Origin of the sequence: Microbacterium sp. ZW T5_56, from assembly GCF_044987425.1 — a bacterium.
Lineage (GTDB): Bacteria > Actinomycetota > Actinomycetes > Actinomycetales > Microbacteriaceae > Microbacterium.
The window spans coordinates 40,574-66,847 of the sequence record NZ_JBJDRI010000003.1; the positions used below are offsets into that span (position 1 = coordinate 40,574).

25 protein-coding genes are annotated in these 26,274 nt (G+C 67.8%); 16 read left to right on the forward strand and 9 right to left on the reverse strand.

Translation table 11 applies throughout. The annotated features are described in order from the left end of the window. Positions 1 to 36 precede the first annotated feature (36 nt). From uidA to ACI3KU_RS02355, 3 genes are read left to right on the forward strand one after another with little or no spacing between them, the layout of a single operon-like run. Complete coding sequence (gene uidA / locus ACI3KU_RS02345) at positions 37 to 1,830, forward strand: beta-glucuronidase (RefSeq protein ID WP_404920677.1); 1,794 nt, start codon at positions 37 to 39, stop codon at positions 1,828 to 1,830. Between the two features lie 14 nt (positions 1,831 to 1,844). Then, complete coding sequence (locus ACI3KU_RS02350; protein ID WP_404920678.1) at positions 1,845 to 2,900, forward strand: LacI family DNA-binding transcriptional regulator; 1,056 nt, start codon at positions 1,845 to 1,847, stop codon at positions 2,898 to 2,900. Between the two features lie 23 nt (positions 2,901 to 2,923). After that, the gene (locus ACI3KU_RS02355; RefSeq protein ID WP_404920679.1) at positions 2,924 to 3,880 is read left to right on the forward strand and encodes a Gfo/Idh/MocA family protein; all 957 of its coding nucleotides are present in this window, start codon (positions 2,924 to 2,926) and stop codon (positions 3,878 to 3,880) included. 9 nt (positions 3,881 to 3,889) lie between these two features. Here the strand turns inward: ACI3KU_RS02355 and ACI3KU_RS02360 are convergent, their stop codons facing one another. From ACI3KU_RS02360 to ACI3KU_RS02370, 3 genes are all read right to left on the reverse strand, one after another. Next, the gene (locus ACI3KU_RS02360; RefSeq protein WP_404920680.1) at positions 3,890 to 4,924 is read right to left on the reverse strand and encodes a LacI family DNA-binding transcriptional regulator; all 1,035 of its coding nucleotides are present in this window, start codon (positions 4,922 to 4,924) and stop codon (positions 3,890 to 3,892) included. Positions 4,925 to 5,065: 141 nt separating this feature from the next. Beyond that, positions 5,066 to 5,743 carry an ABC transporter ATP-binding protein gene (locus ACI3KU_RS02365; protein WP_404920681.1) on the reverse strand — a complete coding sequence of 226 codons (678 nt, stop codon included), beginning with the start codon at positions 5,741 to 5,743 and terminating at the stop codon, positions 5,066 to 5,068. Continuing rightward, entirely contained in the window at positions 5,740 to 6,801 is a 1,062-nt protein-coding gene (locus ACI3KU_RS02370; RefSeq protein ID WP_404920682.1) for an ABC transporter permease, read from the reverse strand. Before ACI3KU_RS02370 ends, ACI3KU_RS02365 begins: the two co-directional genes overlap by 4 nt. A gap of 155 nt (positions 6,802 to 6,956) precedes the next feature. On the opposite strand from ACI3KU_RS02370, the gene ACI3KU_RS02375 reads away from it, so the two are divergent. Together ACI3KU_RS02375 and ACI3KU_RS02380 are read left to right on the forward strand one after the other, a co-directional pair. Then, on the forward strand, positions 6,957 to 8,132 hold the full coding sequence (locus tag ACI3KU_RS02375) for a sensor histidine kinase (protein ID WP_404920776.1): 1,176 nt from the start codon (positions 6,957 to 6,959) through the stop codon (positions 8,130 to 8,132). Further along, positions 8,129 to 8,752: a response regulator gene (locus tag ACI3KU_RS02380; protein ID WP_404920683.1), complete on the forward strand. Its 624-nt coding sequence runs from the start codon at positions 8,129 to 8,131 to the stop codon at positions 8,750 to 8,752. The genes ACI3KU_RS02375 and ACI3KU_RS02380 overlap by 4 nt, the downstream gene beginning before the upstream one ends. Before the next feature lie 4 nt (positions 8,753 to 8,756). Here ACI3KU_RS02380 and ACI3KU_RS02385 read toward each other — a convergent pair whose 3' ends face one another. Next, positions 8,757 to 9,239 carry a MarR family winged helix-turn-helix transcriptional regulator gene (locus ACI3KU_RS02385; RefSeq protein WP_404920684.1) on the reverse strand — a complete coding sequence of 161 codons (483 nt, stop codon included), beginning with the start codon at positions 9,237 to 9,239 and terminating at the stop codon, positions 8,757 to 8,759. Between the two features lie 82 nt (positions 9,240 to 9,321). Between ACI3KU_RS02385 and ACI3KU_RS02390 the strand changes: the two genes are divergently transcribed. Both ACI3KU_RS02390 and ACI3KU_RS02395 read left to right on the forward strand, forming a co-directional pair. Then, positions 9,322 to 9,945, forward strand: a complete 624-nt coding sequence (locus tag ACI3KU_RS02390; protein ID WP_404920685.1) for an NADPH-dependent F420 reductase — start codon at positions 9,322 to 9,324, stop codon at positions 9,943 to 9,945. A gap of 17 nt (positions 9,946 to 9,962) precedes the next feature. Further along, the gene (locus ACI3KU_RS02395; protein ID WP_404920686.1) at positions 9,963 to 10,871 is read left to right on the forward strand and encodes a VOC family protein; all 909 of its coding nucleotides are present in this window, start codon (positions 9,963 to 9,965) and stop codon (positions 10,869 to 10,871) included. 60 nt (positions 10,872 to 10,931) lie between these two features. On the opposite strand, the gene ACI3KU_RS02400 is transcribed toward ACI3KU_RS02395, so the two are convergent. Further along, the gene (locus ACI3KU_RS02400; protein WP_404920687.1) at positions 10,932 to 11,651 is read right to left on the reverse strand and encodes a GntR family transcriptional regulator; all 720 of its coding nucleotides are present in this window, start codon (positions 11,649 to 11,651) and stop codon (positions 10,932 to 10,934) included. 160 nt (positions 11,652 to 11,811) lie between these two features. Between ACI3KU_RS02400 and ACI3KU_RS02405 the strand changes: the two genes are divergently transcribed. The 8 genes from ACI3KU_RS02405 (at position 11,812) to ACI3KU_RS02440 (ending at position 21,915) form a co-directional block, all read left to right on the forward strand. After that, positions 11,812 to 13,161, forward strand: coding sequence for an ABC transporter substrate-binding protein (locus ACI3KU_RS02405; protein ID WP_404920688.1), 1,350 nt, complete (start codon positions 11,812 to 11,814; stop codon positions 13,159 to 13,161). 4 nt (positions 13,162 to 13,165) lie between these two features. After that, positions 13,166 to 14,137 (forward strand): carbohydrate ABC transporter permease, encoded by a 972-nt coding sequence (locus tag ACI3KU_RS02410; protein WP_404920689.1) that lies wholly within the window; start codon positions 13,166 to 13,168, stop codon positions 14,135 to 14,137. Between the two features lie 2 nt (positions 14,138 to 14,139). Beyond that, positions 14,140 to 14,946 carry a carbohydrate ABC transporter permease gene (locus ACI3KU_RS02415; protein WP_404920690.1) on the forward strand — a complete coding sequence of 269 codons (807 nt, stop codon included), beginning with the start codon at positions 14,140 to 14,142 and terminating at the stop codon, positions 14,944 to 14,946. Positions 14,947 to 14,985: 39 nt separating this feature from the next. Next, entirely contained in the window at positions 14,986 to 15,774 is a 789-nt protein-coding gene (locus ACI3KU_RS02420) for a 6-phosphogluconolactonase (RefSeq protein WP_404920691.1), read from the forward strand. After that, the gene (locus tag ACI3KU_RS02425) at positions 15,771 to 16,691 is read left to right on the forward strand and encodes a BadF/BadG/BcrA/BcrD ATPase family protein (RefSeq protein ID WP_404920692.1); all 921 of its coding nucleotides are present in this window, start codon (positions 15,771 to 15,773) and stop codon (positions 16,689 to 16,691) included. The genes ACI3KU_RS02420 and ACI3KU_RS02425 overlap by 4 nt, the downstream gene beginning before the upstream one ends. After that, positions 16,688 to 18,046 (forward strand): hypothetical protein, encoded by a 1,359-nt coding sequence (locus tag ACI3KU_RS02430; protein WP_404920693.1) that lies wholly within the window; start codon positions 16,688 to 16,690, stop codon positions 18,044 to 18,046. Before ACI3KU_RS02425 ends, ACI3KU_RS02430 begins: the two co-directional genes overlap by 4 nt. A gap of 20 nt (positions 18,047 to 18,066) precedes the next feature. Continuing rightward, a complete protein-coding gene (locus tag ACI3KU_RS02435) occupies positions 18,067 to 20,409 on the forward strand; it encodes a glycoside hydrolase family 3 C-terminal domain-containing protein (protein ID WP_404920694.1) in 2,343 nt (780 codons plus the stop codon). 597 nt (positions 20,410 to 21,006) lie between these two features. Next, positions 21,007 to 21,915: a LysR family transcriptional regulator gene (locus ACI3KU_RS02440; protein WP_404920695.1), complete on the forward strand. Its 909-nt coding sequence runs from the start codon at positions 21,007 to 21,009 to the stop codon at positions 21,913 to 21,915. 273 nt (positions 21,916 to 22,188) lie between these two features. On the opposite strand, the gene ACI3KU_RS02445 is transcribed toward ACI3KU_RS02440, so the two are convergent. Further along, on the reverse strand, positions 22,189 to 22,554 hold the full coding sequence (locus ACI3KU_RS02445) for a VOC family protein (RefSeq protein ID WP_404920696.1): 366 nt from the start codon (positions 22,552 to 22,554) through the stop codon (positions 22,189 to 22,191). Positions 22,555 to 22,606: 52 nt separating this feature from the next. Between ACI3KU_RS02445 and ACI3KU_RS02450 the strand changes: the two genes are divergently transcribed. Beyond that, a complete protein-coding gene (locus ACI3KU_RS02450; protein ID WP_404920697.1) occupies positions 22,607 to 23,086 on the forward strand; it encodes a MarR family winged helix-turn-helix transcriptional regulator in 480 nt (159 codons plus the stop codon). Between the two features lie 123 nt (positions 23,087 to 23,209). On the opposite strand, the gene ACI3KU_RS02455 is transcribed toward ACI3KU_RS02450, so the two are convergent. From ACI3KU_RS02455 to ACI3KU_RS02465, 3 genes are all read right to left on the reverse strand, one after another. After that, on the reverse strand, positions 23,210 to 23,731 hold the full coding sequence (locus ACI3KU_RS02455; RefSeq protein ID WP_404920698.1) for an NUDIX domain-containing protein: 522 nt from the start codon (positions 23,729 to 23,731) through the stop codon (positions 23,210 to 23,212). A gap of 264 nt (positions 23,732 to 23,995) precedes the next feature. After that, a complete protein-coding gene (locus ACI3KU_RS02460) occupies positions 23,996 to 25,303 on the reverse strand; it encodes an ABC transporter permease (protein ID WP_404920699.1) in 1,308 nt (435 codons plus the stop codon). Further along, complete coding sequence (locus ACI3KU_RS02465) at positions 25,300 to 25,992, reverse strand: ABC transporter ATP-binding protein (RefSeq protein WP_404920700.1); 693 nt, start codon at positions 25,990 to 25,992, stop codon at positions 25,300 to 25,302. Before ACI3KU_RS02465 ends, ACI3KU_RS02460 begins: the two co-directional genes overlap by 4 nt. Between the last annotated feature and the right edge of the window lie 282 nt (positions 25,993 to 26,274).

Sequence of the window (26,274 nt, forward strand, 5' to 3'; positions counted from 1 at the left end):
AATCAATCACCGCACGTAAGCGCAAGGAACCCATTGATGTTGAAGCCCATCGCCACCCCCACCCGCGACCTCGTCAACCTGGACGGGGTGTGGAGGTTCGCCATCGACTCCCGACTCGGCGCGGAGCCGTGGCGTGATCGCCTGGAAACTCCGCTGGAGGCTGCCGTCCCGGCCAGCTATAACGACCTGTTCACCGACCCCGCGATTCGTGGTCACGTGGGCTGGGTGTATTACCAGCGCGGCGTGCAGGTGCCTCGTGGCTGGGATGGCGAGCGTATTCTCCTCCGCTTCGATGCGGCAACGCACGCGGCCCGCGTCTACGTGGACGATGAGCTCGTCGGTGAGCACGTCGGGGGCTACACGCCCTTCGATATCGACATCACCGACACCGTATCGGCGGGTGCTGCCTTCCGGCTCACGGTCGCGGTGAGCCCCGACCTGACCAATACGACAATCCCTCCCGGGAAGATCGAGGTGGGGATGACGGGCGGGCGCACCCAGACGTACTTCCACGACTTCTACAACTACGCCGGGCTTGCTCGTTCGGTGTGGCTGTACTCGTTGCCGCAGCGTCATATCGATGACGTGACGGTGGTCACCGGGTTCGATGCCGACACCGGCTGGGTCGATTACCGGGTCGAGACGGTGGGCGAGGCCGACGTGAGCGTGCGTCTGGCGGACGAGGACGGTCGCATCGTCGCGGAGGCGGACGGATCGGTGGGACGGCTCGTCATCACGGACGTCACTCTCTGGCGCCCGGGTGCCGCATACCTGTACACCCTCACCGTCGACGCGGTGGAGGATGACCGGGTCTGGGACTCCTACTCCCTCGCGGTCGGCGTGCGCACGGTCGAGGTGCGCGGTGCGGAGTTCCTCATCAACGGGGAGCCGTTCTACTTCACCGGCTTCGGCAAGCATGAGGACACCGCTGTGCGTGGCAAGGGGCATGACGATGCCTATATGGTGCATGACTTCCAGCTCATGGAGTGGACCGGTGCCAATTCCTTCCGCACGTCCCACTACCCGTACGCCGAAGACGTCCTCGACTTCGCGGATCGTCATGGTGTCGTGGTCATCGACGAAACAGCGGCGGTCGGGCTCAACATGGGGGTGGTCGGCGGGCTGTCAGGCACACCGCCGTTCCCCACGTTCTCCGAGCAGTACGCCGGTGCCGAGACGCAGGCGGCACACGCCCAGCACCTGCGCGAGCTCGTCGGTCGCGACAAGAATCACCCGTCCGTCGTGATGTGGTGCATCGCGAACGAGCCGGCCTCCAACGAGGAAGGTGCTCGTGAGTACTTCGAGCCGCTGGTGAACCTCGTTCGTGAGCTTGACCCCACCCGCCCGCTGACCTACTCCATGGTGATGTTCGCCACCTTCCAGAACGATCGGATGATCGACCTGTTCGATGTCGTGAGCCTGAACCGCTACTACGGCTGGTACATCAACGCGGGTGACCTCGCCACCGCTGAGCTGTATCTGCAGGGCGACATCCAGGGGTGGATCGATCGCACCGGCAAGCCGATCATGATGCTCGAGTACGGCGCAGACACGATGCCCGGGTTGCACTCGGTGTGGGATCAGGTCTGGACCGAGGAGTACCAGACCGATCTGCTGGCGATGTATCACCGCGTGTTCGACCGGTTCCCGCAGTTCGCCGGGGAGCAGATCTGGAACTTCTCCGACTTTGCCACCACCAATGGCCTGCACCGCGTCGGGGGCAACCGCAAGGGGGTCTTCAGCCGTGATCGTCGGCCGAAATCGGCGGCGTTCGCTCTGCGCCGGAGATGGCTGGGACTGGAGGGCCGCAAGCCCTCCCAGGATTCCTGACCGGGGGAAGGAACGTGACGGATGAGCACACCGATCCGGGCGACGCCATACCCGCTGAGATCGCCGGACGCATTCGGCGACGAGGTGGCACCGCCACGATCTACGACATCGCGGATCTGGCGGGAGTGAATCCGTCGACGGTCTCGCGCGCGCTGGGAAAGCCCGGGCGCGTGAGCCAGCCCACCGAGGCGCGGATCCGGGCGGCTGCCGATCAACTCGACTTCCACGTCAACCCCATGGCCCGCGCTCTCCCCACTGGTCGCAGCCACACGTTGGGGTTGATGGTGGCAGACATCACCAATCCCGTGATCTTCGACATCGTGCGTGGTGCAGAGCAGGCGGCCACCGCGGAAGGCTACATCCTGGTCATCGCGGAATCGCAGGAGTCCGGGGCGACGGAGGACGAGGCGGCAACGCGGCTGCTGCTCAGCGTGGACGGGCTCATCCTCGCCACCACTCGACTGCCCGATGAGCGAATCGCGGCGTTGGCCCGGCGCAAGCCGGTGGTGTTGATCAACCGGCTCGTCGCAGGCGTCGGCGGCGTGCTGCCCGATGTCGAGTCCGGCGTGCACGAGCTGATCACCCACCTCGCCGATCAGGGGCATCGCTCGCTGGCCTACCTGTCCGGTCCGACCACGTCCTGGATCAGCAAGCGCAGGTGGCGGGCCATGGCGGCGCTGGCCGAGGCGCGGGGTATCGCACTCGTGGAGATCGGTCCGCTGGCTCCCACCATCGACGGAGGACGCGATGCACTGCACCGGGTGCGCGTCTCCCGGGCAACCGCGGTGATCGCCTTCAACGATCTGATGGCCATCGGGTTGATCCAGGCGGCCACCGCGGCAGGACTGGCGATACCGGACGAGCTGAGCATCGCCGGTTTCGATGACATCTTCGGCAGCGAGCTCATCGTCCCCGCGCTCACGACCGTGCGCGCCCAGTTGGAGCTCGCGGGACAGCGTGCCGTGAACCGGCTGCTGCAGGCGCTGGCGAACACGCACGACGACAGTGATCATCACCCCCTCGCAACGACCCTCGTTGTGCGGGGGAGCACCGGTCCTGCACCGGCATGAGGCAACGAGAACAGGAAGCACGGATGCGCTGGGGAATCATCGGGACCGGAGACATCTCGGATCGTGTCGCGGCGGATCTGATCGCGACCGGAGGTGAGATCCGGGCGGTGTGGGGCCGCACCCTGCCCCGCGCCGACGCCTTCGCCTCGCGCCACGACATCGCGGTCGCCACGACATCACGTGAGAGCTTGTTCGAGCGAGCCGATGTGGACATCGTCTATGTGGCAACGCCCGCGCATACGCATGCGGAGATCGTTCGTGAGGCACTGGACGCGGGCAAGCACGTGCTGGTGGAGAAGCCGATCGCGACGTCAGCATCGGATGCGCACGAGCTCTTCGCGCGAGCGCATGCCGCCGGACGCTTCCTCATGGAGGCGATGTGGATGCGCTTCAACCCGCTGTATGTCGAGATGATCGATCGCGTCGCATCCGGCGAGCTGGGCGGCATCAGCAGCGTCCGCGCGAGCTTCGGCACGCCGTTTCACCCGCGCCCGGGCAAAACGCGTCCCCAGGACGGGGGGAGCATCCTGCGTGACCGGGGGATCTACCCGGTCACGCTCGCGCACTGGTTCCTCGGTGCTCCGAGTGACGTGCATGCACACGCGGCCATCGTGGATGGGGTGGATGTGGACGGTCGCGCGGAGTTCGACTACGGCGAGGCCTTCGCCCACCTCGCGTGGTCGGGCACCCGCTTCCTGGACCTGTCCGCCGCGGTGAGTGGCGAGCGCGGCTGGATCACCCTGGAGCCGATGTTCTGGGCAGGCACGCGTGCGCGGGTGCACGCGGGCAGCGCGGAGCGCATCTTCGCGGATCCTGAGCTTGTGCAACACCGTCGAGAGGGCAACGGCTATGGGCCGATGCTTCGAGCGGTGACGACGGCGGTGCAGGACGGCGCGCTCGAACACCCCTGGCACAACGCCGCCGCGACCATCTCGATCGCTCGGAGCCTGGATTGGATCCTCACCGCTTCGAGACGATGAGCGGGCCGTTCATCCCGCCGGCGGGGGAGCGGTCGACTCGCGCACGACGAGCTGGAGGGGGAGCACAGTGTTGGACGCCACGCGATTCGCGTCTGGATCGATGAGGATGTCCATGGCGCGCTGGCCGATCTCTCCCAGCGGCGAACGCAGGGTGGTCAACGACGGAACGGCGAGTTCCGCGCTGAAGATATCGTCGAAGCCCACCACGCTGAACGCGCTCGGAACCGGGACACCGGCAGCGCGGGCGGCTCGCAGCAGTCCGTGCGCAACCAGGTCGTTGTAGGCGAAGACCGCGGTGACACCACTCGCCCTCACGCGCCCCAGCACATCGGCACCCGCTTGTACGGTGGGTGCGGCTGCGGTGATCTCCACGATCGACATGCCGCGCTCTGCGGCAAGCTCCGCGAGGATGTCCCAGCGCGCGGTGTTGATCTGGACGGATGAGGCGCCCACGTACGCGACCCGCTTGTGCCCGAGCTGGTGCAGGTGGTTCATGGCCTGTTCCAACCCCGGACGCAGATCGGGTGAAACGCTGGGCAGCTCCGGTGCGGCATGGTTCGCGCCGACGATCGGCTTCACGTCGGCGAGTGCGCGCAACTCCTCGGATGCGAGTCGGGAGGCGATGACCAGGAGGCCGTCGACGGAGGCCTGCAGCTTCTCGATGATCTCGCGTTCATTCTGCGCGGATCCGGCCGATTCCGAGATGACGATCGTGAATCCGTTGGCTCGCGCCACGTGCTCCGCTGCGCGGATGAGCTCGAAATGCACGGGATTGGTGATGTCGGGGAGCACGATGCCGAAGGTGCCCGACATCCCGGTGGGAAGCGCACGGGCCAAGGGATTGACCCGGTAGCCCATCTCTGCCGCGACCGCCCGGATGCGATCGACGGTCGCCGCGTTGACTCGTCCCGGCTTGCTCAGCGCCCGAGACACCGTGGACGGATTCAGGTTCAGACGATCCGCGATGTCATAGATCGTGGGACGGCGCCCGAGGGCGGAGCCGGTGCCGTCGGCAGCGGAACCATCGGTCGCCGTGTCTTTCATCCGGTGACTCCTCCGATCGAGCAGGGAGCGCACGCGGCCCACTCGATTCGGGACGCGGCGTTCGCTGCACTCAGGCTACCGCCCGCGGTTCTGGCGGCGGGGACACGCGGCCGCGATTATCCGCGGCCGCGTTCCCGTCGCCTACAGGTGGTTGGTCAGCCGCCCGTCCTTCATGTACAGCATGGTATGCAGATGCGGGGTGAGCGAGAGATCGTGCGTGACCAGGAGGGTCGCGATCGAACTGCCCGTCGTCAGCTCCACCAGCAGCTCCATGATCTGCTGACTGCGCTCGCTGTCCAGTGCGCTGGTGGGCTCGTCGACGATGAGGACGCTCGGGTCGTTCGTGAGCGCCCGGGCGATGTTCACCCGCTGGCGCTGGCCGCCCGAGAGCTGGTGCGGGCGCTTGTGGCGGTGATCGGCGAGCCCAACGCGGTCCAGGAGCTCGTCGGCGCGCGCCGCCACCTCGGTCCTCGCACCACGGTTGCCGCCGAGCTCGTTCATCACCGTGAGCTGCTCGCGAGCCGTGAGGGAGGGGAGCAGGTTTGACTGCTGGAAGATGAGGCCGATTCGCTCCCGGCGCAGCTTCGCGGCACCAGCGAGATCGAGCGTGGCGGTGTCGACGTCGTCGATCACGACCGTTCCGCTGTCCGGACGGATGAGCGTTGCCGCGACGGCGAGCAGGCTGGACTTCCCGGATCCGGACGGACCGGTGAGGCCCATGATCGTGCCGGGGCGGACGGTGATGCTGACATCGTCGACCGCGCGGATGCGGGAGGCGCCGTCGGGGAACGTGAGGGTGACGGAGTCGAGGGTGATCATCGGTTGCTCCCGAGGGCGGTGAGGGGGTCGGCGGTGGTGACGGCGCGCAGCGAGAACATCGCTCCGGCAAGCCCGACGACGATCATCAGCGCCGCGGGCAGCAGGGTGGTCAGGGGGCTCAGGATGAACGGCATGCGACCCTGCAACGCGAGTCCGGCAGCGGTCACGATCGCGAGTCCCAGGCCGGTGCCGATCACCAGCACCACCAGGGCCTGCCCCAGGGCGTCCACGCGGACAGAGCGGTTCGTGGCGCCGAGCGCCTTCAGGATGGCGACGTCGCCTCGCCGCTGCATCGACCACACCGTGAAGAACGCGCCGATCACGAGAGCGGAGATGCCGAACAGCAGTCCCACGATCAGCAGCAGCGAGCCGATCTCCGACCGGAATGCCGGCAGGTTCATCAGGGTCGACAGCGGGGTGGCCGTGACGGTGCCCGTGTCGGCATCCAGCTGAGCCGCATCGGGCGAGCCGGTCACGAGCAGGGCCGTGGCATGCGCATCAGGCACTCCCATCCGGGCGCTGACGGCCTGCCAGTCGGCCAGAGTGGTGTGAATGACAGGGGTGTGGCTGTACCAGTCGTCACCGGCGACGCGCTCCACCGTGTAGTCCTCGCCGACGAGGGTGATCGTGTCGCCGACTTCGGCCCGCAGCGCGCTCGCGGCCCCCTGCGAGAGCACCACCTCACCGTCGGCGGACGGTGCCGCTGCACCCGCGACGCCGCCGAACAGCGTGACTCCCTCTCGGTGATCGGGGCTCTGCGCGCGCACCTGGCTGATGCCCATCGGCGTCACGGAATCAGCGCCGGCGGCGTTCGTCCACGCATCGGTCTGGTCCGGGGCGATCGTGGAGTCCGACAGGGTCGGTGTGGCATCGGCGGCCGACGGTGCCAGCACGATGCGGTCCGTCGGCAGCGCCAGCACTCCCGACACGTTCTGCCAGGCGAGCCCGCCGGTGAGGCCGGAGAGGAAGCCGACGAGCACGCTGACGAGCACGACGACGACGGTGATGAGGGCGAAGCGTCCTCGAGCGAAGCGCAGATCGCGCCAGGCGACGAACATGAGTGATCCTTCCGATCGAATGTCCCCACTCTCGTCGCGATCAGGTGCGCTGACATCGGCTGACGGATCGGTCCTCTCCGGCCGTTGGGGCGATGTTCTTCTCGATCTTTTGGGGGATGTGCGGCGCGGTACGCGAGGTCTAGCGTGAGGGGGTGATGCCCGACGCCCACCCACCCGTGAACCGGATCGTCGTCGGCATGCGCATCGGACTGCAGTTCGTGTTCCTGGCGCTGCTCGTGTTCGCCGTGGCCATGACCGTCGCGCCCTCGGCGCCGCACGCCATACCGGTGGTGGGTCTGGGGGTTCTGATCGCGGCGACCTACCTGGCGGCGATGTTCGTGCACGGGTTCGACGCGGTGCGCCTGCATCCCTCGTGGCGATCGATCTGGGTGCTGGCGCTCACCGTGGAGTGGGCGGTGCTGGTGTGGCTCACCCCGCACGCCGCCTACCTCGTCTTTCCGATCTTCTTCCTCCAGCTCGAACTGCTGCGTCCCCCGCGGGGTGCGCTGTTGGTCTGGCTCAGCGCGGTGTGGGCGGTCGTGGCGCTCGGCGTCGTCGGTGGGTGGTCTGTCGGGGGCGTGATCGGTCCGCTGATCGGTGCGGCCGTCGCGGTGCTGCTGGGGAAGGCGTACAGCGCGCTGCGCGCAGAGGCTGCCGAACACGAGCGGCTCTACACCGAGCTCTCCGGTACCCAGCAGCGGCTCGCGGCCGTCGAGCGCGACGCCGGGGTGGCGCAAGAGCGGGCGCGGGTGGCTCGCGATCTCCACGACACGGTGGCGCAGAACCTCTCCAGCATCGTGATGCTGCTGACGGCGGCGGAGCGCGAGGGCGACGGCAGCGGCACAGTTCGACTGGCACGACAGACCGCGAGCGAGACGCTGGCGGAAACTCGCGCCCTGATCGGCGCGCTCACTCCGCCGCTCCTCGACGAACACACCCTCGGCGGTGCGCTGCGTCGGTTGGCGGCGAACACCTGGCGTGCACCGGGGCTGGAGGTCGAGATCCGGGTCGCGGATTCTCTCGAACTGTCGATGACGCTGCAGACGGCGCTGCTGCGGATCGCGCAGGGCGCGATGGCCAACGTGCTGCTGCACGCCGACGCCTCGCTGGCCTGGATCGAGATCACGCGCGATGAGCGGGCGGTCCGAATGGTGATCGGCGATGACGGCGTGGGCATGGACCCCGCTGCGGTCGACACCGCTTCCGCCGTGCAGCGCGGTGGGTTCGGCATCCGCGCCACGCGGGAGCGGGTCGGCCAGCTGGGCGGGTCGATGCGCATCGACAGCGCGCCGGGTGCAGGAACAGTGCTCATCGTGGAGGTTCCGGAATGAGCGTCCGCGTGCTCATCGTCGACGATCACGCCATCGTGCGTGCGGGTCTTCGGGCATTGCTGGCCGCAGACGACGGCATCGAAGTGGTCGCCGATATCGAGGCGGCCGAGGACGCCGCGGGCCTCGCCGCAGAACACGCGGTTGACGTCGTGCTCATGGACCTGCAGTTCCACGGTCGAAGCGCCGGTGTCGACGCGACCCGGGCCGTTCGTGCCCTGCCTCATCCCCCCGCCGTGCTGGTGCTGACCAACTACGACACGGACTCCGACATCCTGGCGGCCATCGAGGCCGGGGCGAACGGGTATCTGCTGAAGGACGCGCCGCTGGACGACCTGCTCGCGGCGATCCATGCCGCCGCCCACGGGGAAAGCGCGCTGGCGCCGGCGATCGCATCGCGACTGATCGAGCGCATGCGCACGCCGCAGCGAACGCTGACCGCGCGCGAGCTTGCGGTACTCGAACTGGCGGGTGCGGGTCTCAGCAACCGCGATCTCGCCCAGCGCCTGCACGTGACGGAGTCCACGGTGAAGACGCACCTCGCGAACATCTACGCCAAGCTCGGCGTGGCCTCGCGCACGGCCGCGATCGCCGCGGCGCGCGGAAGCGGGATGATCCGGTAACGCCTCAGGCCGCGGGGAGGGGGCCGGTTGTTGTGTCGAGGCGATCACGGATCGCCGTGGTGATGTCGGCGAGAGCGACGAGCTGCTCGGGAGTGAGCGCATCGATCACGAGACGTCGCGCGGTCGCGATGTGCTCGGGCATGGCGTGCACCAGTGTGCGGCGTCCCTCGTCGGTGAGGCGGACGTTGGTGGCGCGGCGATCCTCGGGACATGGGAACCGCTCGACGAGTTCGCGCTTCTCGAGGCGCGAGCACACGTGGGAGAGGCGCGGCAGCGTCGCGCTCGTCGCCTCGGCCAGCGCGGTCATCCGCAGCGTGCTGTCCGGCGCGAATCGCAGGGCCGTGAGAGCGATGAACTCGAAGTGAGTGAGCTGCGCATCGCGCTGCAACTGCGCGTCCAGGGCGGTGGGCAGCAGCTGGGCGACCGTGATCAGCCCGAGCCAGGCCGCCGACTCCTGATCGTTCATGCGCGGTACGCGGAATGCCATGGCCCCATCCTACGTTACTTGTAGCAACAACTAATTAGGCGTACATTACTTGTACCAACAACTAAGTTCCATGGAGGTCATCATGTCTGCAGTCACGATCGTCGGCGCCGGAAGCCTGGCGGGTGCGGTGGGTGCACTCGCCCGCAACGCCGGTGCGGAGATTCAGGTGCTCGCTCGCGACGGCGAGAAGGCCAGCACCCTCGCCGCGGAGCTCGGCGGCAGCGGTGCGACGCTCGGAGCGGACATCACCGGCGAGATCGTCGTGCTCGCCGTCCCCTACGACGCTGTGGCCGACATACTGACCCAGTACGGCGAGGCGCTGGTTGGAAAGATCCTCGTGGATGCCACCAACCCCGTCGACTTCGCCACCTTCGACGGCCTCGTGGTCCCGGCGGATTCGTCCGCGGCCCGTCTCATTCAGGACGCCGCTCCGCAGGCACGCGTGGTCAAGGCATTCAACGCCAACTTCGGCGCGACCCTCGCCACCGGCACCGCGGGCGCCCAGCCGACGACCGTTCTCGTCGCGGGCGATGATGCCGAAGCCAAGCAGGCGGTCGCCGATCTGGCCGCGGCGGCAGGTCTGCGGGCGGTCGACGCCGGCGCGCTGAAGCGCGCACGTGAGCTTGAAGCGCTCGCCTTCCTGCAGATCACGCTGGCCGCCGCAGGGAAGACGCCGTGGACCGGCGGCTTCAGCTTGGCGAGCTGAAGCGGGATCGGGGAGTGATGTCAGGCGTCTCGATGCCGGAGTGGGCTGCACCCGCGATCTCGACCGCGGGTGCAGCCCCGGACGGCACGCGGATGGACACCGTCGAGCTGCTGGTGCGAGACCTCGACGCGATGACCGACTTCTATCAGCGGGCGGTGACGCTCGACGTTCTTGACCAGTCCGGTCCCACCGCAACTCTCGGGCGGGGCGGCGTTGCGGCCGTCGTGCTGCGCCAGGAGAAGGATCTGCCCGGAGCCGATCGCCGTGGCGCGGGGCTCTATCACACGGCTCTGCTGTTCCAGGATCAGTCGCGGCTCGCCGGCGCGCTCGCATCGATGGCGGAGCATGCCGGTCGCCTCTACCAGGGCAGTGCCGATCACCTCGTGAGTGAGGCGTTCTACTTCGCCGATCCGGAGGGCAACGGTCTCGAGCTGTACCGCGATCGATCGCGCGACGAGTGGTCGTTCCAGCCCGACGGCAGTCCGCTGATGGGGTCCGAGCCGCTGGATCCGAACGTGTTCCTGCGGACCTGGTACGACCCCGATGCGCCGATCGGAGCCGACGTGACGGCCCTGATCGGGCACGTGCACCTGCAGGTGGGAGACGTGCCGTTGGCGCGTGCGTTCTATGAGGGTGTGCTCGGTTTCGATGTGACCGCCGACATGGGTTCCGCGCTGTTCCTCTCCGCGGGCGGGTACCACCACCACATTGGCATGAACACGTGGCACAGCGCCGGGGCCGGGCCACGCGCGGCGACCCTCGGGCTCGGCGACGTGCGCATCCGAGTCCCGGGGCGTGACGACATCGCGGCGCTGGCGGATCGCCTTCGCCATCGCGGCATCGCCTCCGCGGACGACGGGCGGACGCTGCGTTTCTCCGACCCGTGGGGCACACGCCTCGCGGTCAGCCCGGAGGGTGATCGCTGAACCGTCAGGCGCGCATCGCTCCTCTCGTTGTCAGGAGCGATGCGCGCCACGTGCGGGCTCTCAGACCCGACGGAAGAGGTCCGCTTCGAAGCGGTACGCGTCGCCGCGGTACTTGTTGGTGCCGAGCAGCACCGGGGTGCCGTCGGCGGTGTAGGCGATCTCGTCGCCCACCAGCACGGCGGCGCCGACGGACGTTCCCAGCAGGCGGGCGAGCGCGGCATCAGCCACGGCCGCCATCACGGTGTAGGCGCTGCGATGGATGGCTACGCCGCACTGTTCCTGCAGCGTCTCGTAGAGGGAGGCATCGGTGAGGTCGGCGGTCGCGATGCCGGGTGCGCGCTGCTCCGGGATCACCACCACGTCGTAGCAGACCGGGGTGCCGTCCATCCCCCGCAGTCGATCGATCTGGATCACCGGTGACGTGGGCGCGACATGCAGACGATCCGCCTCTTCCAGTGTGGCCGGTCGCGAAACCTGTTGCAGCACCCGCGTCGTGGGGCGCAGCCCCCGCGCTCGCGCCATCTCGGTGAAGGATTGCAGGGTGCTCGGCGGCTCTCCGATCACCTGAGTCGGGACATACCACCCGCGCTGCGCGGAGCGCTGCAGCCGTCCCTCCGTCTCCAGGGCTGACAGTGCGACGCGCAGCGTGGCGCGACTCACGTGCAGCGAGCTCGACAGCGCACGCTCGCCCGGCAGGCGTGATCCCGGTGCGTACAACCCGACATCGAGGTCGGTGACCAGCTGGTCATACGCATGAAGTGCGGCGGCGGGAAGATTCACGGCGTCAATGTACCACATGCGCAATCTGGGCCTTCCAGTCGTGGGTTTGGATCACATACTGGTTTAACTGGTTCACCGGTGGTAGCGTTCCAGCCATGAACGCGGGGTAATGCGTTCATCCCCTGAACCAATGCTGTTTCTCAAGCCCAATGGAGTGAGCATGCTCGCGAGAAGGACCCGCACGGCACTGGCCGTCGCGACAAGTGTGACCGCAGTGCTGGCGATGACCGCCTGCGCACCGGGCGGCGGAACCGCTGCCCCGAGCGCAGCGCCATCGGCGGTGTCCGACGATGTGGCCGGAGCCGGTGACGTCACCCTCAAGCTCTCCGACTTCTGGGGATCGGCCGAGGAGCAGTGGATCGAGAAGCTCGTCGACGAGTTCGAGAAGAAGTATCCCAACGTCACCATCGAGCGCACCCGCGAGGACTGGGGTCAGCTCACCAGCACCCTGAACCTCCAGCTGCAGGACGCAAGCGGTCCCGACATCGCCTCCGCCAACAACGGGTGGTCCTCGCTCGGAACGCTGGCCAAGGGCGGCCTCGTGCTGAACCTCGACTCCTACGCCGATCTGTACGGCTGGAAGGACCGGGTGCCCTCCACCATCGCGCGCCAGAACGAGTTCACGACCGACTTCGCCACCATCGGCGAGGGCTCGTGGTTCGCGACACCTCTGGCGCGGACCTCGCTGATCGGCGTCTACTACAACGCCGACAAGCTGAAGGAGCTGGGCATCGAGGTGCCGACGACTCTCGACGAACTGGAGAGCGCGGCAGCGAAGGCCAAGGAGGCGGGGGAGATCCCCGTCAACTACAGCGGACTGGACGGCAACACCGCCGTACTGCTCGGGCTGCAGGCGCTGTACGGCAGCGAGACGAACATCAACGACTTCGTCTACGGCAAGGGTGAGGTGACGGCCGAGCAGACCGGAATGACGGATGCAGCCACGACGCTGCAGAGGTGGAACGCGAGCGGCTGGCTCACCCCGAACTTCGAGGGCATCGACTACCAGACCTCGCTGGCCGACTTCCTCGACGGCACCGGCGTCTTCCGCTTCGACTACACCGGTGCCCTCGGGCTGAGTGGAGACCAGCTCAACCAGTTCGGCTACATCCAGCTGCCCCAGGCATCGGGCTCCGACACCGTCGGCGTTGGTGCGGCACCAGGCGCGATGGTGATCTCCGCGAAGACGAAGTATCCGGATGTGGCGGCGGCCTTCCTCGACTTCCTGATGTCCGATGAGGCCAGCCAGGCTGCCGCCGACCTGGGCCTGGTGCCGATGCTGAACCCCGACGTGAAGATCCCTGACGTGCTGAGCCAGAAGGACGAGGCTGCGGCGGCCAAGACGCTGGACGCCGACAACGGCTACGTCCCCTACTTCGACTGGTCCAGCCCCACGATGCTGGACACGCTGACGCAGAACACGCAGCTCCTGCTCGCCGGCAAGGTGAAGCCGGAAGAGGTCAGCGCGGCGGTTGACGCCGATCGGGACGCGTTCCTCGCGGGTTCCTGATCCCATGAGCGCGCTCAATGCGGGCGCCGTCTCCTCCGCTCGCGCGGGGGAGGCCGGCGCCCCGGCCACACGTGCGGTGACCACCAGCGGCCGGCGTCGGCGCGAGGCGCCCGCTCGCCGGCGCTCCCGCCGCATCGGGTTGCTGTTCGCGGCTCCTGGACTGATCCTGTACGCGGCCATCGTGCTGTGGCCGATGATCCAGTCGATCCAGTACTCCTTCTACAAGTGGGACGGCGTCACCGCCGCGGTGTGGGTGGGCGTGCAGAACTACGTCAACTTCTTCACCGACCCGGTGCTGCGCTCCACACTCGGCAACGTGGTGGTGCTGCTGGTCTTCTTCGCCCTGCTCCCGATCGCGCTCGGTCTGGTGTCGGCGGCGCTGATCACGCGAGGCAAGCAGCCGGGCATGGCCGTGTACCGGTGGATCTTCTTCCTGCCGCAGGTGATGACCAGCGTGGTGATCGCGCTGTTGTTCAAGCGGATGTACGCCCCCGAGGGGCCGATCAACGAGGCGCTGCGGGCCGTGGGGCTCGATGCGCTCGCGAAGAACTGGCTCGGAGACTTCACCTGGGCGCTGCCCGCGGTGGGCCTGATCGGCACGTGGGTCACCTTCGGATTCTGCATGGTGCTGTTCGTGTCGGGTGCCTCGTCGATCTCTCCGGACCTGTTCGAGGCAGCGCGGATGGACGGCGCCGGCCCCGTGCGCGAGTTCCTCTCCGTCACCCTGCCGGGGCTGCGCGGACAGATCGCCGTGGCGCTCACGCTCACCATCACCGGTGCGCTGCGCGCGTTCGACCTCATCTGGATCACCACTCGCGGTGGCCCCGGAACGTCCACGCAGACGCCGGCCGTCGCGCTCTACAAGGCCGCGTTCGTCAACCCGAACGTCGGTCAGGCTGCCGCCATCGGCGTCGTGATGGCGGTGTTCTGTCTGATCATCGCGCTCGTGATCACCCGCGTCTCGGAGAAGGAGTGACCATGACCTCGCGCGCAGAGCGGATCTGGAACTATGTGATTCTCACGCTGATGGCGGTCATCGTGCTGTGGCCCGTCGGCACGTTCGTCGCGGCATCCGTCAGCCCCGATCGCGCGGGACGACCCTCCGCGGATCTGCAGTGGGGAAACTTCGTCACGGCCTGGCAGCAGGCGGAGTTCGCACAGTCGATGACGGTGTCGTTCATCATCGCGACCTCCGTGGTGGTGCTGAGCGTGGTGCTCGCGCTGCTCGGCGGTTACGCGTTCGGTGTGCTGGGTGTGGTCGGCGAGAAGTTCCTGTTCCCGCTGATCCTGCTCGGCATGATGATCTCGCTCGAAGTGATCATCGTGCCGCTCTACTACCAGTTCCGCACCCTCGGCCTCACCGACAACCTCCTCGGCGTCATCCTCATCCACACCGCGATGGGCGTGCCGTTCGGTATCTTCTGGATGCGGGCCGCGTTCCGCGCTCTCCCACGAGCGGTGTTCGAGTCCGCAGAACTCGATGGTGCCGGAGCGTGGCGGATGCTCTGGTCCATCGCGGTGCCGAACATCATGCCGGCGGTCTACACGCTGATCCTCCTGAACTTCATGTGGACCTGGAACGACTACTTCCTCTCCCTGGTCTTCCTGCACGGCGACAACCAGACGGCCACCGTGGCGCTCGGCGTCTTCCAGGGCAAGTACGTCACCCAGATCAACCTCATGGCGGCCGGTGGACTCATCGTCGCCGCGCCGGTTCTCATCCTCTACGTGATCTTCCAGCGGAAGTTCATCTCGGGGATGCTCGCCGGCGCCATCAAGGAATAGTCCTCCGCTCGTGCGGAACGAAACGAAAGCAGTACCACCGTGCAACTGACCCCCCGCATCCTGGACGATGCCGCGGCCGTGGGCGATGTGGTCGCCGACCTGATCGTCGAGCGTATGTCCGTCGTGGGCGACCGGCCCTTCCTGCTCGGCTGCCCGAGCGGGCGCACCGCCGTGCCCGTCTACACCGCCCTCGCGCGCCGTGCGGCCCAGGGGGCCGACCTGTCCCGTCTCGTGATCGTCATGATGGACGACTATGTGGTGCCGTCCGACGACGGCGGTTTCCGCATCGTCGATCCGGCGGCGTCATACTCGTGCCTCCGCTTCGCGCAGGAGGAGATCCTGCAGCCGCTCGCTGCTGCCGCAGCGTCCGCGGGGATGGCGGCACCCGATCAGATCTGGACCGCGGATCCCGATCAGCCCGCGGCGTTCGATGACCGCATCGCTGCGGCAGGGGGAATCGACCTGTTCCTGCTCGCCTCGGGCGACAGCGACGGACACGTGGCCTTCAACCAGCCGGGAACGCCGCGCGACGCGCGCACACACCTGGTGGAACTCGGCGAAGCGACCCGGCGCGACAACATGGACACGTTCCCCGAGTTCACGCGACTGGACATGGTGCCGCACAACGGCGTCACCGTCGGCATCGACACCATCGCCCGACTCTCAGCGGAGGTGGTGATGATGCTCATCGGCGAGCACAAGCGTCGTGCTTTCGAGCGCATCACCGCCGCGCAGGAGTACCAGCCCGACTGGCCCGCGACCATCGTCACGGAGTGCCGCGGTGCGCTGCTTCTCGCCGACGCGGCAGCGGCGCGGGAGGCATCGTGATCGCGGCGATCGGTGTGGACGTCGGCGGCACCCGCACGCGTGTGATGTGGGACGGCGATGAGTTCTTCGACATCCCCAGCTCGCAGTGGCGCGTGTCCCTCGACGACCCGCGCGCCGATGCCGACGCCCTGAGCCGGCTTCTCCTCTCACGTCTGGATAGCCAGGCGTCGACAGCCTCCCTCGCCGTGGGTGCGCATGGCTACGACAGCACACGCCAGTGCCGGGAGCTGGAGGCGGCGCTGAGTGCGTCGTTCTCCGGTCCGGTGCTGGTGGTCAACGACTCCGAGCTGATGGCACCCGCCATGGATCGCGAAGGAGGGATCGGCCTGGTGGTGGGCACCGGGTCGATCGCCACCGGCCGCGACCAGCGCGGTGAGCTGCTCACCGCCGGGGGATGGGGATGGGCTCTCGGCGATGAAGGCAGCGCCGCTGGACTGGTGCGCGAGGCGACCCGCGCGGTCCTCGCGCACTTCGACGAGGGCGGGAGTCCGGACTCCCTGGGGCGACGACTCCTCGACCGATTCCAAGCGCGCGACGGCGTGGAACTCGCGTTCGCGGTGAGCGCCGCGACCTCCGCAGAGGAACGCGGAGAGCACGCCCGCGACGTGTTCCTCGCCGCCGATGAGGGCTCGGTGCTCGCGGCATCCGTGATCGACGACGCCGGAGCTCGCCTCGCCGACCTGATCGGGATCCTGCTGCGTCGCGGCGTCCACGCCGACACCGTCGTGGCGGGTGGTGCCGTGGTCGAGAACCAACCGCGACTGGCCGCCGCGCTGGCATCAGCGATCGCCGACCGCGGCCTGCCCATCACCCTGCAGATCCTCACTCGCGCACCCGTCGTCGGTGCTCTGACCCTGGCTCGACGCGCGACGCGACCGAGCACCCCGATTCCCTCTGAACAGGAGATAACAGCATGAAAGTCACCCTCATCGGCGCCGGAAGCCGGCAGTTCGCCGGAACGATGATCCGCGACCTGCTGTTGAGCGAGCCGATCGCCCAGCAGGGTCTGGACATCGTCCTGATGGATATCGCCGCGGAGCCGCTCGCGGAGATGGAGTCGTACACGCGCGCGGTGATCGCCCGCCTGGGACATGCCGCGACTGTCTCGGCCACCACGGAGCTGGAGGAGGCGGTCAGCGGTGCCGCCTTCATCATCACGGCGATCGAGGTGGACCGCTATCACTACTGGTCGCAGGACTTCACCATCCCGCGTACTTACGGGTTCAAGCAGGTGTATGGCGAGAACGGCGGCCCCGGCGGGCTGTTCCATGCGCTGCGGCAGTTCACGCCGCTGCTGGAGATCGCGCGCGCCATCGAGAAGCACGCTCCGGACGCGCTCTTCCTGAACTTCTCCAACCCGGAGCACAAGGTGTGCGAGGCCATCTCCCGCCTCACATCGGTGAAGGTCGTGGGCCTCTGCCACGGCTACTTCATGGGCGCTCGTCAGATCTCCGCGCTGCTGGACCGCCCGCGCGAGGAGCTGTACCTGCCCGCGGCCGGGATCAACCATTTCCAGTGGTTCCAGGAGGTGCGCGATCGTGCCACCGGCGAGGACCTCTACCCGCGGCTGCGGGAGATCGAACGCGAGGCGAACTGGGTGTCTGACTGGCACGAGATCGCCCTCTCGCGCATCCTGTTCCGTCGCTTCGGCCTCTGGCCGTCCCCGAGCGCCAACCACATCGGCGAGTACATCTCCTGGGCGGAGGACTACGTGCCCGCGCAGCTGCAGTACTTCCACGATCCGGCGGAGGGCTCGCCGTGGCGCGAGGGTGCAGTGACGCCCGAGTGGCACTACCACATCGGCCAGGTCGACACCGATCGTCCGTTCCACGGCGCCCGCACCGACGAGACGCTGATGTCGCTGGAGGCATCGCTGGAAGACCGACCGCTGGCATCGTCCGAGGAGCTGGCGATCCCGATCATCGAGTGGGTCGGCTGTGGCGTGGAGCGCGAGCTTCCCGCGGTCAACGTGCCCAACCGCGGCGCCATTCCGGGGCTGCCCGACGAGATGGTGGTGGAGGTGCCCGCTCGTGTCGAGAACGGCGAGCTCGTTCCGATGCAGATGCAGCCGCTTCCGGAGGGCGTGCTCGCGATGATTCAGCGCCAGGGCTCGATCCATCGCCTGCTGGTGGAGGCCTACCAGGAGCAGTCCAAGGACAAGCTGCTGCAGGCGATCCTGCTCGACCCGATCGTCGACTCGCACAACCGCGCCGTCGCGATGCTCGACGAGTTCCTGGAGCGCCAGCACGACGCGCTGCCGCCCCTCCGCTGAACCCCGATCCGAAGGCACCGATGACTCCGCCGTTTGACGTCGATACCGCTCTGAGTGAGCTCACCCTGGAGGAGAAGGCATCCCTGCTCTCGGGCGTCGATGACTGGTACACCCAGACCATCGATCGCCCCGGGCTCACTCGGCCGGTCCCGGCCATCGAAGTGGGCGACGGGCCACACGGGCTCCGCAAGGAGACCGGGGTGGACATGGTGTGGGTGCCCGCGACCGGCTTTCCCACCGCGTCGGCGATGGGGGCGACCTGGGACCGAGCGCTGATGCGACGGGTCGCCGCGGCGATCGGCGAGGAGGCGCGGGCGGAGGGCGTGCAGGTGGTGCTGGGCCCGGGCGTGAACATGAAGCGCTCGCCGCTGTGCGGTCGCAACTTCGAGTATTTCTCCGAGGATCCGCTCCACTCCGGCGAACTGGGGGTCGCGTATGTCGAGGGCCTGCAGTCCGTCGGCGTGGGTGCGTCATTGAAGCACTTTGCCGCCAACAACCAGGAGGTCGAGCGCACACGGATCTCCGTGGTGGCCGATGAGCGGACCCTGCGAGAGACCTATCTCGCGGCGTTCGAACGCGTCGTGACCCGCGCTGAACCCTGGACGGTGATGTGCTCGTACAACCGACTTCTCGGTGTGCACGCGTCGCAGAACCGTTGGCTGCTCACGGAGGTGCTGCGGGAGGACTGGGGTTTCACGGGCGCGGTGGTGTCGGACTGGGATGCGGTGCACGATCGGGTCGCGGCGCTGCGAGCGGGGCTCGACATCGAGATGCCGGGCACGGGCGGCGTGACCGATGCGGAGATCGTGGATGCCGTGCGCGATGGTGTGCTGGACCTCACCGTTGTGGATGACGCGGCGCGTCGGGTGCTGCAGCTCGTCGCCCGCGCCTACCCGGGGGCAGAGCACGTGCACGGCGCGGTGATGGATCTCGGTCATGTCGCCGGTGATCGTCTCAGTGCGAGGCAGCTGGAGCTGCTGCGCGCCGCGGAGCACCACGAGCTGGCGCGTGAGGCGGCCATCGCGGGGATCACGCTGCTGCGCAATTCTGGAAAGGCCCTGCCGCTGGCGGAGGATTCCGATGCGCGGATTGCCGTGATCGGCGCCTTCGCGGAACACCCGCGGATCCAGGGTGGCGGGTCGTCGGGTGTGGATCCCACACGCGTCGATGTGCCGCTGGATGCGATTCGCGAGATCGCGGGCGACCGGGTGCGCTACGCGCCCGGGTACGTCGCCGCCGTGCGCAATGCGTACCAGGACGACAACCTCGCTGTTCTCGCCGCGCACGGCATCTCGTCGGAAGCCGACCGTCCGCAGGTCGCTCGCCGGTCCGTCACCCTCTCTGCCGAACTGCAGCTGGCGGAATCGGTGCAGCGGATCAGCGCGCTCCCGCTGTCGGATGCCGCGCGTCGGCTGATCGAGGAGGCAGCGGTGGTCGCCGCGGACGCCGGTACGGTGGTGGTCTTCGCCGGGCTGCCGCTGTCGTACGAGCAGGAGGCGAACGATCGTCACACCCTCGCCCTGCCGGCGGATCAGAACGCGCTGCTCGTGCGGATGGCGGAGGTGTGCTCCGACACCGGCGCCGCCCTCATCGTGGTCCTCGCGAACGGATCGCCGGTGGTGATGGACCCGTGGCACGATCGCGCCGATGCCATCGTGGAAACCGGACTCGGCGGTCAGGCGGTCGGATCCGCGGTGGCGGAAGTGCTGTTCGGCCGCCGCGTGCCGTCGGGCAAGACGGCGGAGACCTATCCGCTGGCGATCGAGGACACTCCGGGATACCCCACGTGGCAGGGCGAGCGGGGGACGGTGCTCTACGGCGAGGGCGTCTTCATCGGCTATCGCTGGTACGACGCGCTGCGGCGGGAGGTGCGGTACCCGTTCGGACACGGGTTGTCGTACACCGAGTTCGCCTACGACGATGTGGTCGTCGAGATCCTCGACGCCGCCGCAGGACTCGTGACGGTGGCGTGCACGATCGTGAACACCGGCTCGCGAGCGGGTGACGAGGTGGTGCAGTTGTATGTCGGTGATCCCGACGCGGAGGTCGCGCGTCCGGTCCGCGAGCTGCGCGGGTTCGAGAAGGTGCGACTTCAGCCCGGAGAGTCGGTGCGGGTTCAGTTCGAGCTCGGAAGTCGTGATTTCGCCTACTGGGACTCCGCTGCCGAACGCGGTGATGGCAAGCACGGACTGTGGCGGCGCGAGGGCGGTGAGTTCCGCATCGAGGTGGCGGCATCCTCGCGGGACATTCGTCTCGCCACGACGATCGAGCTGCCGGATGACCCCACCATCCCGCCGCTGGTGCGGGATGCGCAGCTGCTCGACACCGCCACATCGCGTTTCGTGCAGGGGCACGCCGGCTGAGTCTGTGGTGCTGGTGGTGCTGGCGTTGGCGTTGGTGCTGGTGCGAACTTCGTCCGGCCGGAGCGCGGTCATGTCCCCAAACGAGGACATTTCACCCAAAGGAGGACGACAACGGCCGGCTCGTCCTCCTTTGGCGACATTGTCCTCGTTTGACAACACCGTCTCTCAGTTCAGTGGACGCGGGCCTCGGCACCGGAGCGTCACCGGTCACCGTCGAGGTGCTCCGCACTGGGTGCGAACTTCGTCCGCCCGGAGCGCGGTCATGTCCCCAATCGAGGACATTTCATCCAAAGGAGGACCACAGCGGCCGGCTCGTCCTCCTTTGGCGACATTGTCCTCCTTTGGCGACACCGTCTCTCGGTTCAGTGGACGCGGGCCTCGGCGCCGGAGTGTCACCGGTCACCATTGAGGTGCTCCCCACTGGGTGCGAACTTCGTGCGTCCTGAGCGCGGTCATGTCCCCAAACGAGGACATTTCTCCCAAAGGAGGATGAGAGCGGCTGCATCGTCCTAGCTGAGCGACATCGTCCTCGTTTGGCGCCCTCGTTCAACGGCGCGTGCCTCGCGTTCGCGATGGCGGAGTGACAGGATCGCGAGGGTGAGCCTCTCTGAGCGGTCCCGCCCCAGCGCCGATGATCTGCTGGTGTTCCTCGCGGTCGCGCGTACCGGCCGCTTCACCACGGCGGCTGCGGTGCTCGGCGTGAATCACACGACGGTGGCGCGACGTATTGACGCACTCGAAGCTGCGCTCGGCGGCCGCGTACTGACGCGCGGCACTGCGGGGTGGATCCTCACGTCGCTGGGGGAAAGCGTGTTGGAGGCCGCCGAGAACGTCGAGAAGTCGATCGTGGGACTGGGTGAGCGACCGGCATCGCTGAGCGGAATCGTGCGCCTGTCGGCGACGGACGGCTTCAGCGGTTTCATCGCGGCTCCAGCGATCGTCGCGCTCCGGCGCCAACATCCCGGCGCATCGCTGGAGATGGTGGCAGCCACGCGCCGGGCGGCCCAACAGCGAGCCGGGGCTGATTTGGAGGTGGTCGTCGGCAAGCCGCAGGTCAACCGTGCCGAGGCGACCCATCTCGCCGACTATGCGCTGGGTCTGTACGCCAGCCGGTCCTATCTGGCAGCGCACGGTGCGCCGACATCGACGGCCGAGCTGGCGGGCCGTCCGCTGGTCTATTTCATCGAGTCGATCCTCCAGGTGGATGCGCTTGATGACGCCCGAAGTGTGGTTCCCGAGATGATCGACGCGGTCTCCAGCACCAACGTCTACGTGCACATCGAGGCGACGCGGGCGGGCGCCGGCATCGGGCTGCTTCCCGCGTTCCTCGCCGATCGACATGACGACCTGGTGCCGGTGCTGGCGGACGAGATCCGCGTGACGCTGCCGTACTGGCTCGTGGTACACCCCGAGGCTCTGCGTCAGCCGCTGGTTCTCGCGTACATCACGGCACTCCGCGCCCGCGTCGAGCACGTGCGCGGGGCCTTGCTCGGTCACCGCGCCTGACGTCGCCCCCTGTGGGTGGGGCGAGCGGCTGCCCGTCTCTGGTTCCCGAGCGGGCGAAGGGAGACGAAGTGCGCCCACCAACCGAGAACGGGGCAGCCGAGCGATGTCGGCCCCTCGTCACCCGGTCGTGATCACGCGAGTGAGAGGCCGAGCCTGAGCGTGATCGCCGGTTGTCGCGATTGCATCCACGGGCGCCCGATCAATGACCAATCGGCCGCTTCGGCCGTTCATGCACCGCGTCTTCACGTGTTGGCGCGTGCTCCGGGGATCGCGTCAGGCGCGGTCGTGAAGAGTGATGCGGTAGCCGTCGGGGTCGGCGAAGGCGAACGTGCGACCGAACGGGCCGTCGAACGGTTCCGTCACGATGGTGTGTCCGTCGGTGGCGAGCGCGTCGTGGATCACCTGGACCTCCGTTGCGTGCAGCCAGAGTGCCGTGCCGATCCCGGGGTGGGCCGCGCCCGTGAGATCTGTTTCCGGGAGCAGATCGCGGAGCGCGAACGTGGGTGTGGTGTCGAACACGACGGCATGCGGCGGTCCAGCAGGCGAGCGAACCAGGCCGAGATAGCGCTCGTAGAACGCCTGCGATGCGGCGAGGTCGCGCACCTGAAGGGAGATGAAGTCGGGTCCGGTGACGGGCATGATGCTCCTTGATGTCAGTTAGTTGACATGCAGGATATGTCAGAATACTGACATGAGTCAAGCGGGCATCACCTTGGAGACATCGCTGGGGTACCTCCTGAAGGAAGCCGCCAGCGCTCTGCGCGCGGCGATGGAGGAGGTGCTCAAGCCGCTGGGCATGACCATCACCCACTACTCCTGCCTCGAACTGCTCGCGCAGCGTCCCGGATTGTCGAACTCGGAGCTCGCACGGGGCGCATTCGTCACGCGCCAGTCGATGAACGTGTTGCTGCAGGCATTGGAACGGGACGGCTACGTGACGCGCCCCGAGCGAGCGGACACGGGTCGGGCGCTCCCCACCCGGCTCACGGCTTCGGGCAGACGCAGCTTGGACGAGGCATCTCGGGCGGTACGCGAGGTCGAGCTTCGAATGCTCTCCGGCATGACCGAGACGCAACAGGCCGCTGCGCTCCACGCGCTGCGCAGTATGGTCAGCTCACTCAACGGGGGAGCCACCGGATCGCGGCGGTTCACCCAGGATTCCGCTCGGTAGTCCTGACTCGCCCCGACCTGACGCGCTCGTCGCGAATCCATGAACATGCGCCGAATTGATGACCATTCCACCGAACGCGTCATCGATTCAGTGCAGGTTCATGCGGTCGCGAACGCCGATGTCTCAGCGAGCGGCGCGCATCGTCGCCGTCGCGCCGGGCCAGAGCGCGGCGAGCCGTGCGGTCCAAGGCGGCGCCATGAGGCGCGCGTTCAGTCGGCGTTCCACCTCGTCCGGGGCGACCCATTCGGCACTCACGACCTCGCTCGCTTGGAGGTGCAGGGCAACAGGTGATCGGGCTTCGGCGAGGTAGAAGTCGACCAGCGCGGATTCCTCGGCGAAGCGGTTGACGAACGTCAGATCGTCCGGTGGCACGAAGAGGCCAGTCTCCTCGTGCAGTTCTCTGCTCGCGGCGACCCGGCTCGTCTCGCCCGCCAGAGCGCTGCCGCCGGGGAACTCCCACGTGTGCTCGAACTCTTTGCCCGATGCTCGCTGCGTCACGAGCACGCATCCGCCGGCACGGAGTACGCAGGTCGCGACAACGAGGTGGAGTCCCCCGGCCGGCCATCCTTCCGCGTCGCGCCGGTGTGTCTCTCCCGTCGGTACCCCGTCGCGATCAACCACGTCCCACCACTCGTCTGCGCTCACCAGACAAACATGCACCCCCGGCCCCGCGTGGTGTCGTGAATTCATGAACATGCGCCGAATTGATGACCAATCCGCCGAATGCGTCATCGATTCAGCGCAGGTTCATGCGTTCGCGGCCAGTCGGTGCCCGACCCACGGCGCAGGCCCGCCGTCCCGAGCGCCCGCGCCCAGCACAAACCCCGCACGTGAATCCATGAAGGTGCGCCGGGCGCATGACCGAATCCGCGAATCGGTCATGCGTCCGGCGCATGTTCTGCGTTGGCGCTACTCGTAGCGCAGGGCGTCGACGGGGTCCTTGCCCGCGGCGCGGGCGGCCGGGATCGTGCCGGCGAGGAACGCGACGAACATGATCAGCACGATCGTGAGCGCCACCGTCACCGGGTCGAACGCGACGAGCGTGAGGCCCGGCAGGTCGGAGAGGAACGATCCGGCGAGCACCGAGCTGATCGCACTTCCGGCGATCATCGCGATCACCACGCCTATGGCGCTGCCGAGGAAGCCGATGAAGGCGGCTTCGATGCTGAACAGCGCGAAGATGCGGCCGCTGCCCATCCCCATCGCCTTCATGAGTCCGATCTCCCGGGTGCGCTCCTGCACGCTCATCAACAGAGTGTTCACGATCCCGAACCCCGCCGCCAGAAGTGCGATCACGGCGAAGCCGTTGAGGATGAGAACGATGGCGTCGATGACCGTCGTGAACGCGCCGAGCTGGTCGGCCGTGGTCACGCCGGTGAATCCCGCATCGGTGAGGCGTGACTTGAGCGCGTCGATCTCAGCATCGGTGGCGTCCGTCGCGAAGAACACCGTCGCCTGGCTCCACCGGTTCTGCTGTTCTGCCGGGAGTCCGTTCTGCTGCGCGGCATACAGGTCGTCCGTGAGTGCCGTGTTCGGGATCAGGCTGCTGCCGCCCGGGCCGGCCAGAGTGGCCTCGGCGACCCCCACGATCTCGGCCGTCACCGTGTGCTGCGTGAACGCCGCGTCCGTGATGGCGAGGGAGACGGTGGCCCCGAGCGCATCGGCATCATCGGCGAACCCGAGGGGCGAGACGTAGTCGACCGGAATCGCGACCTCGTAGCTGCCGCTGTTCGCATCAGGTGCCCGTCCCGCCGCGAGCTGCAGGGTCTGGCCCGGAACGAGGGTGCCGACACCGGCCACCAGGCGTTTTCCCTCGCCAACCTGGACGTAGTCCACCCTCACGGACTTCACCGGCTCCACGCTCAGGACGCCGTCCACGCCGCGAAGGGCGGTGAGGTCGGCATCCGTCATCGCCGCCACGGTGGAGCCGGGGATGCTGTTCGCCCCAGCACTGACCGCGTCGGGGTCGTATTCGCGGGGCTCGCTTGCCGCACCCGGACCGCTGCTGCTCTCATCGGATTTCGTCACCGACATCACGTCGCTCGCGCCGATCGCCGACACGGTGTCATCGATGTACCGGTTGATGCCGGTGCCGATGCCGCTGGTCAGGGTGAGCGTGAACGCGCCGACGAAGATCGCCAGCACCGTGAGCGTGGTGCGGGCTCGCGCACGGAAGGTGTTTCCGATGGCCGTCCGGATCAGGTCGGGAGTCTTCATGCCGCCACCTCCTCGGAGACGATGAGACCGTCGCGCACGTGGACGCGGCGATCGCACCGCGCGGCCAGATCGTCATCGTGGGTGACGATCACGAGGGTGATTCCCTGCTCGCGGTTGAGGGTGAACAGGATGTCCTCCACCACCCGACCGGTCGCGGTGTCGAGGTTGCCCGTGGGCTCGTCCGCGAAGATGATGCGTGGGTCGCCCACCAGAGCACGGGCGATCACGACCCGCTGCTTCTGACCGCCCGACAGGTCCACGGCACGGTTCTTCGCCTTGTCGGCGATCTCCAGCTGCTCGAGCGCGGCAAGAGCCCGCTCGGTGCGCGCCCGCCGCCCCACTCCGGCGATCTTCAACGGCAGCATCACGTTCTCCAGCACGGTCTGGTTGGCCGTCAGGAAGAACTGCTGGAACACGAACCCGAACGTCTTGTTGCGCGCCCGGTTCAGCTGCGACGATCGCATCGCGGTGGCTTCCTGCCCGTCGAGCAGGATGCTGCCCTGGGTGGGCTCGTCCAGGAGCGCCATCAGGTGCATGAGGGTGGACTTGCCCGATCCGCTTCGCCCCACGATCGCCAAGCTCTCTCCTTCGCGTACCTCCAGATTCACGCCGCGCAGCGCGTCGAATCGCCCGTCACCGCGCCCATAAGTCTTGCGGACATCCCGCACGGTCAGTACTGCCTCGCTCATGTCTTCACTTTCGTCGGCCCCTTCGTCGCGTATCGGCGACGAAGGGGCATGGTGGAACCCACCTCCAGCATTCGCGGTGACCGGATCCGGGGCGTCCACCCGAGGGATGCATCTGCATCGTCCGCGGCGACTACACCCGGGGGAGTACGCGCATCCACCCGAGGGAGGTGTGCCCGCGCGCACACGACTGGGAGACTGAGGACGTGGATCCGGAGACACGGCGACAACCGCGCATACCCGGCTGGGTGCCGAGCGTGGTGCTCAGCGCGCTGATTCTGGTGC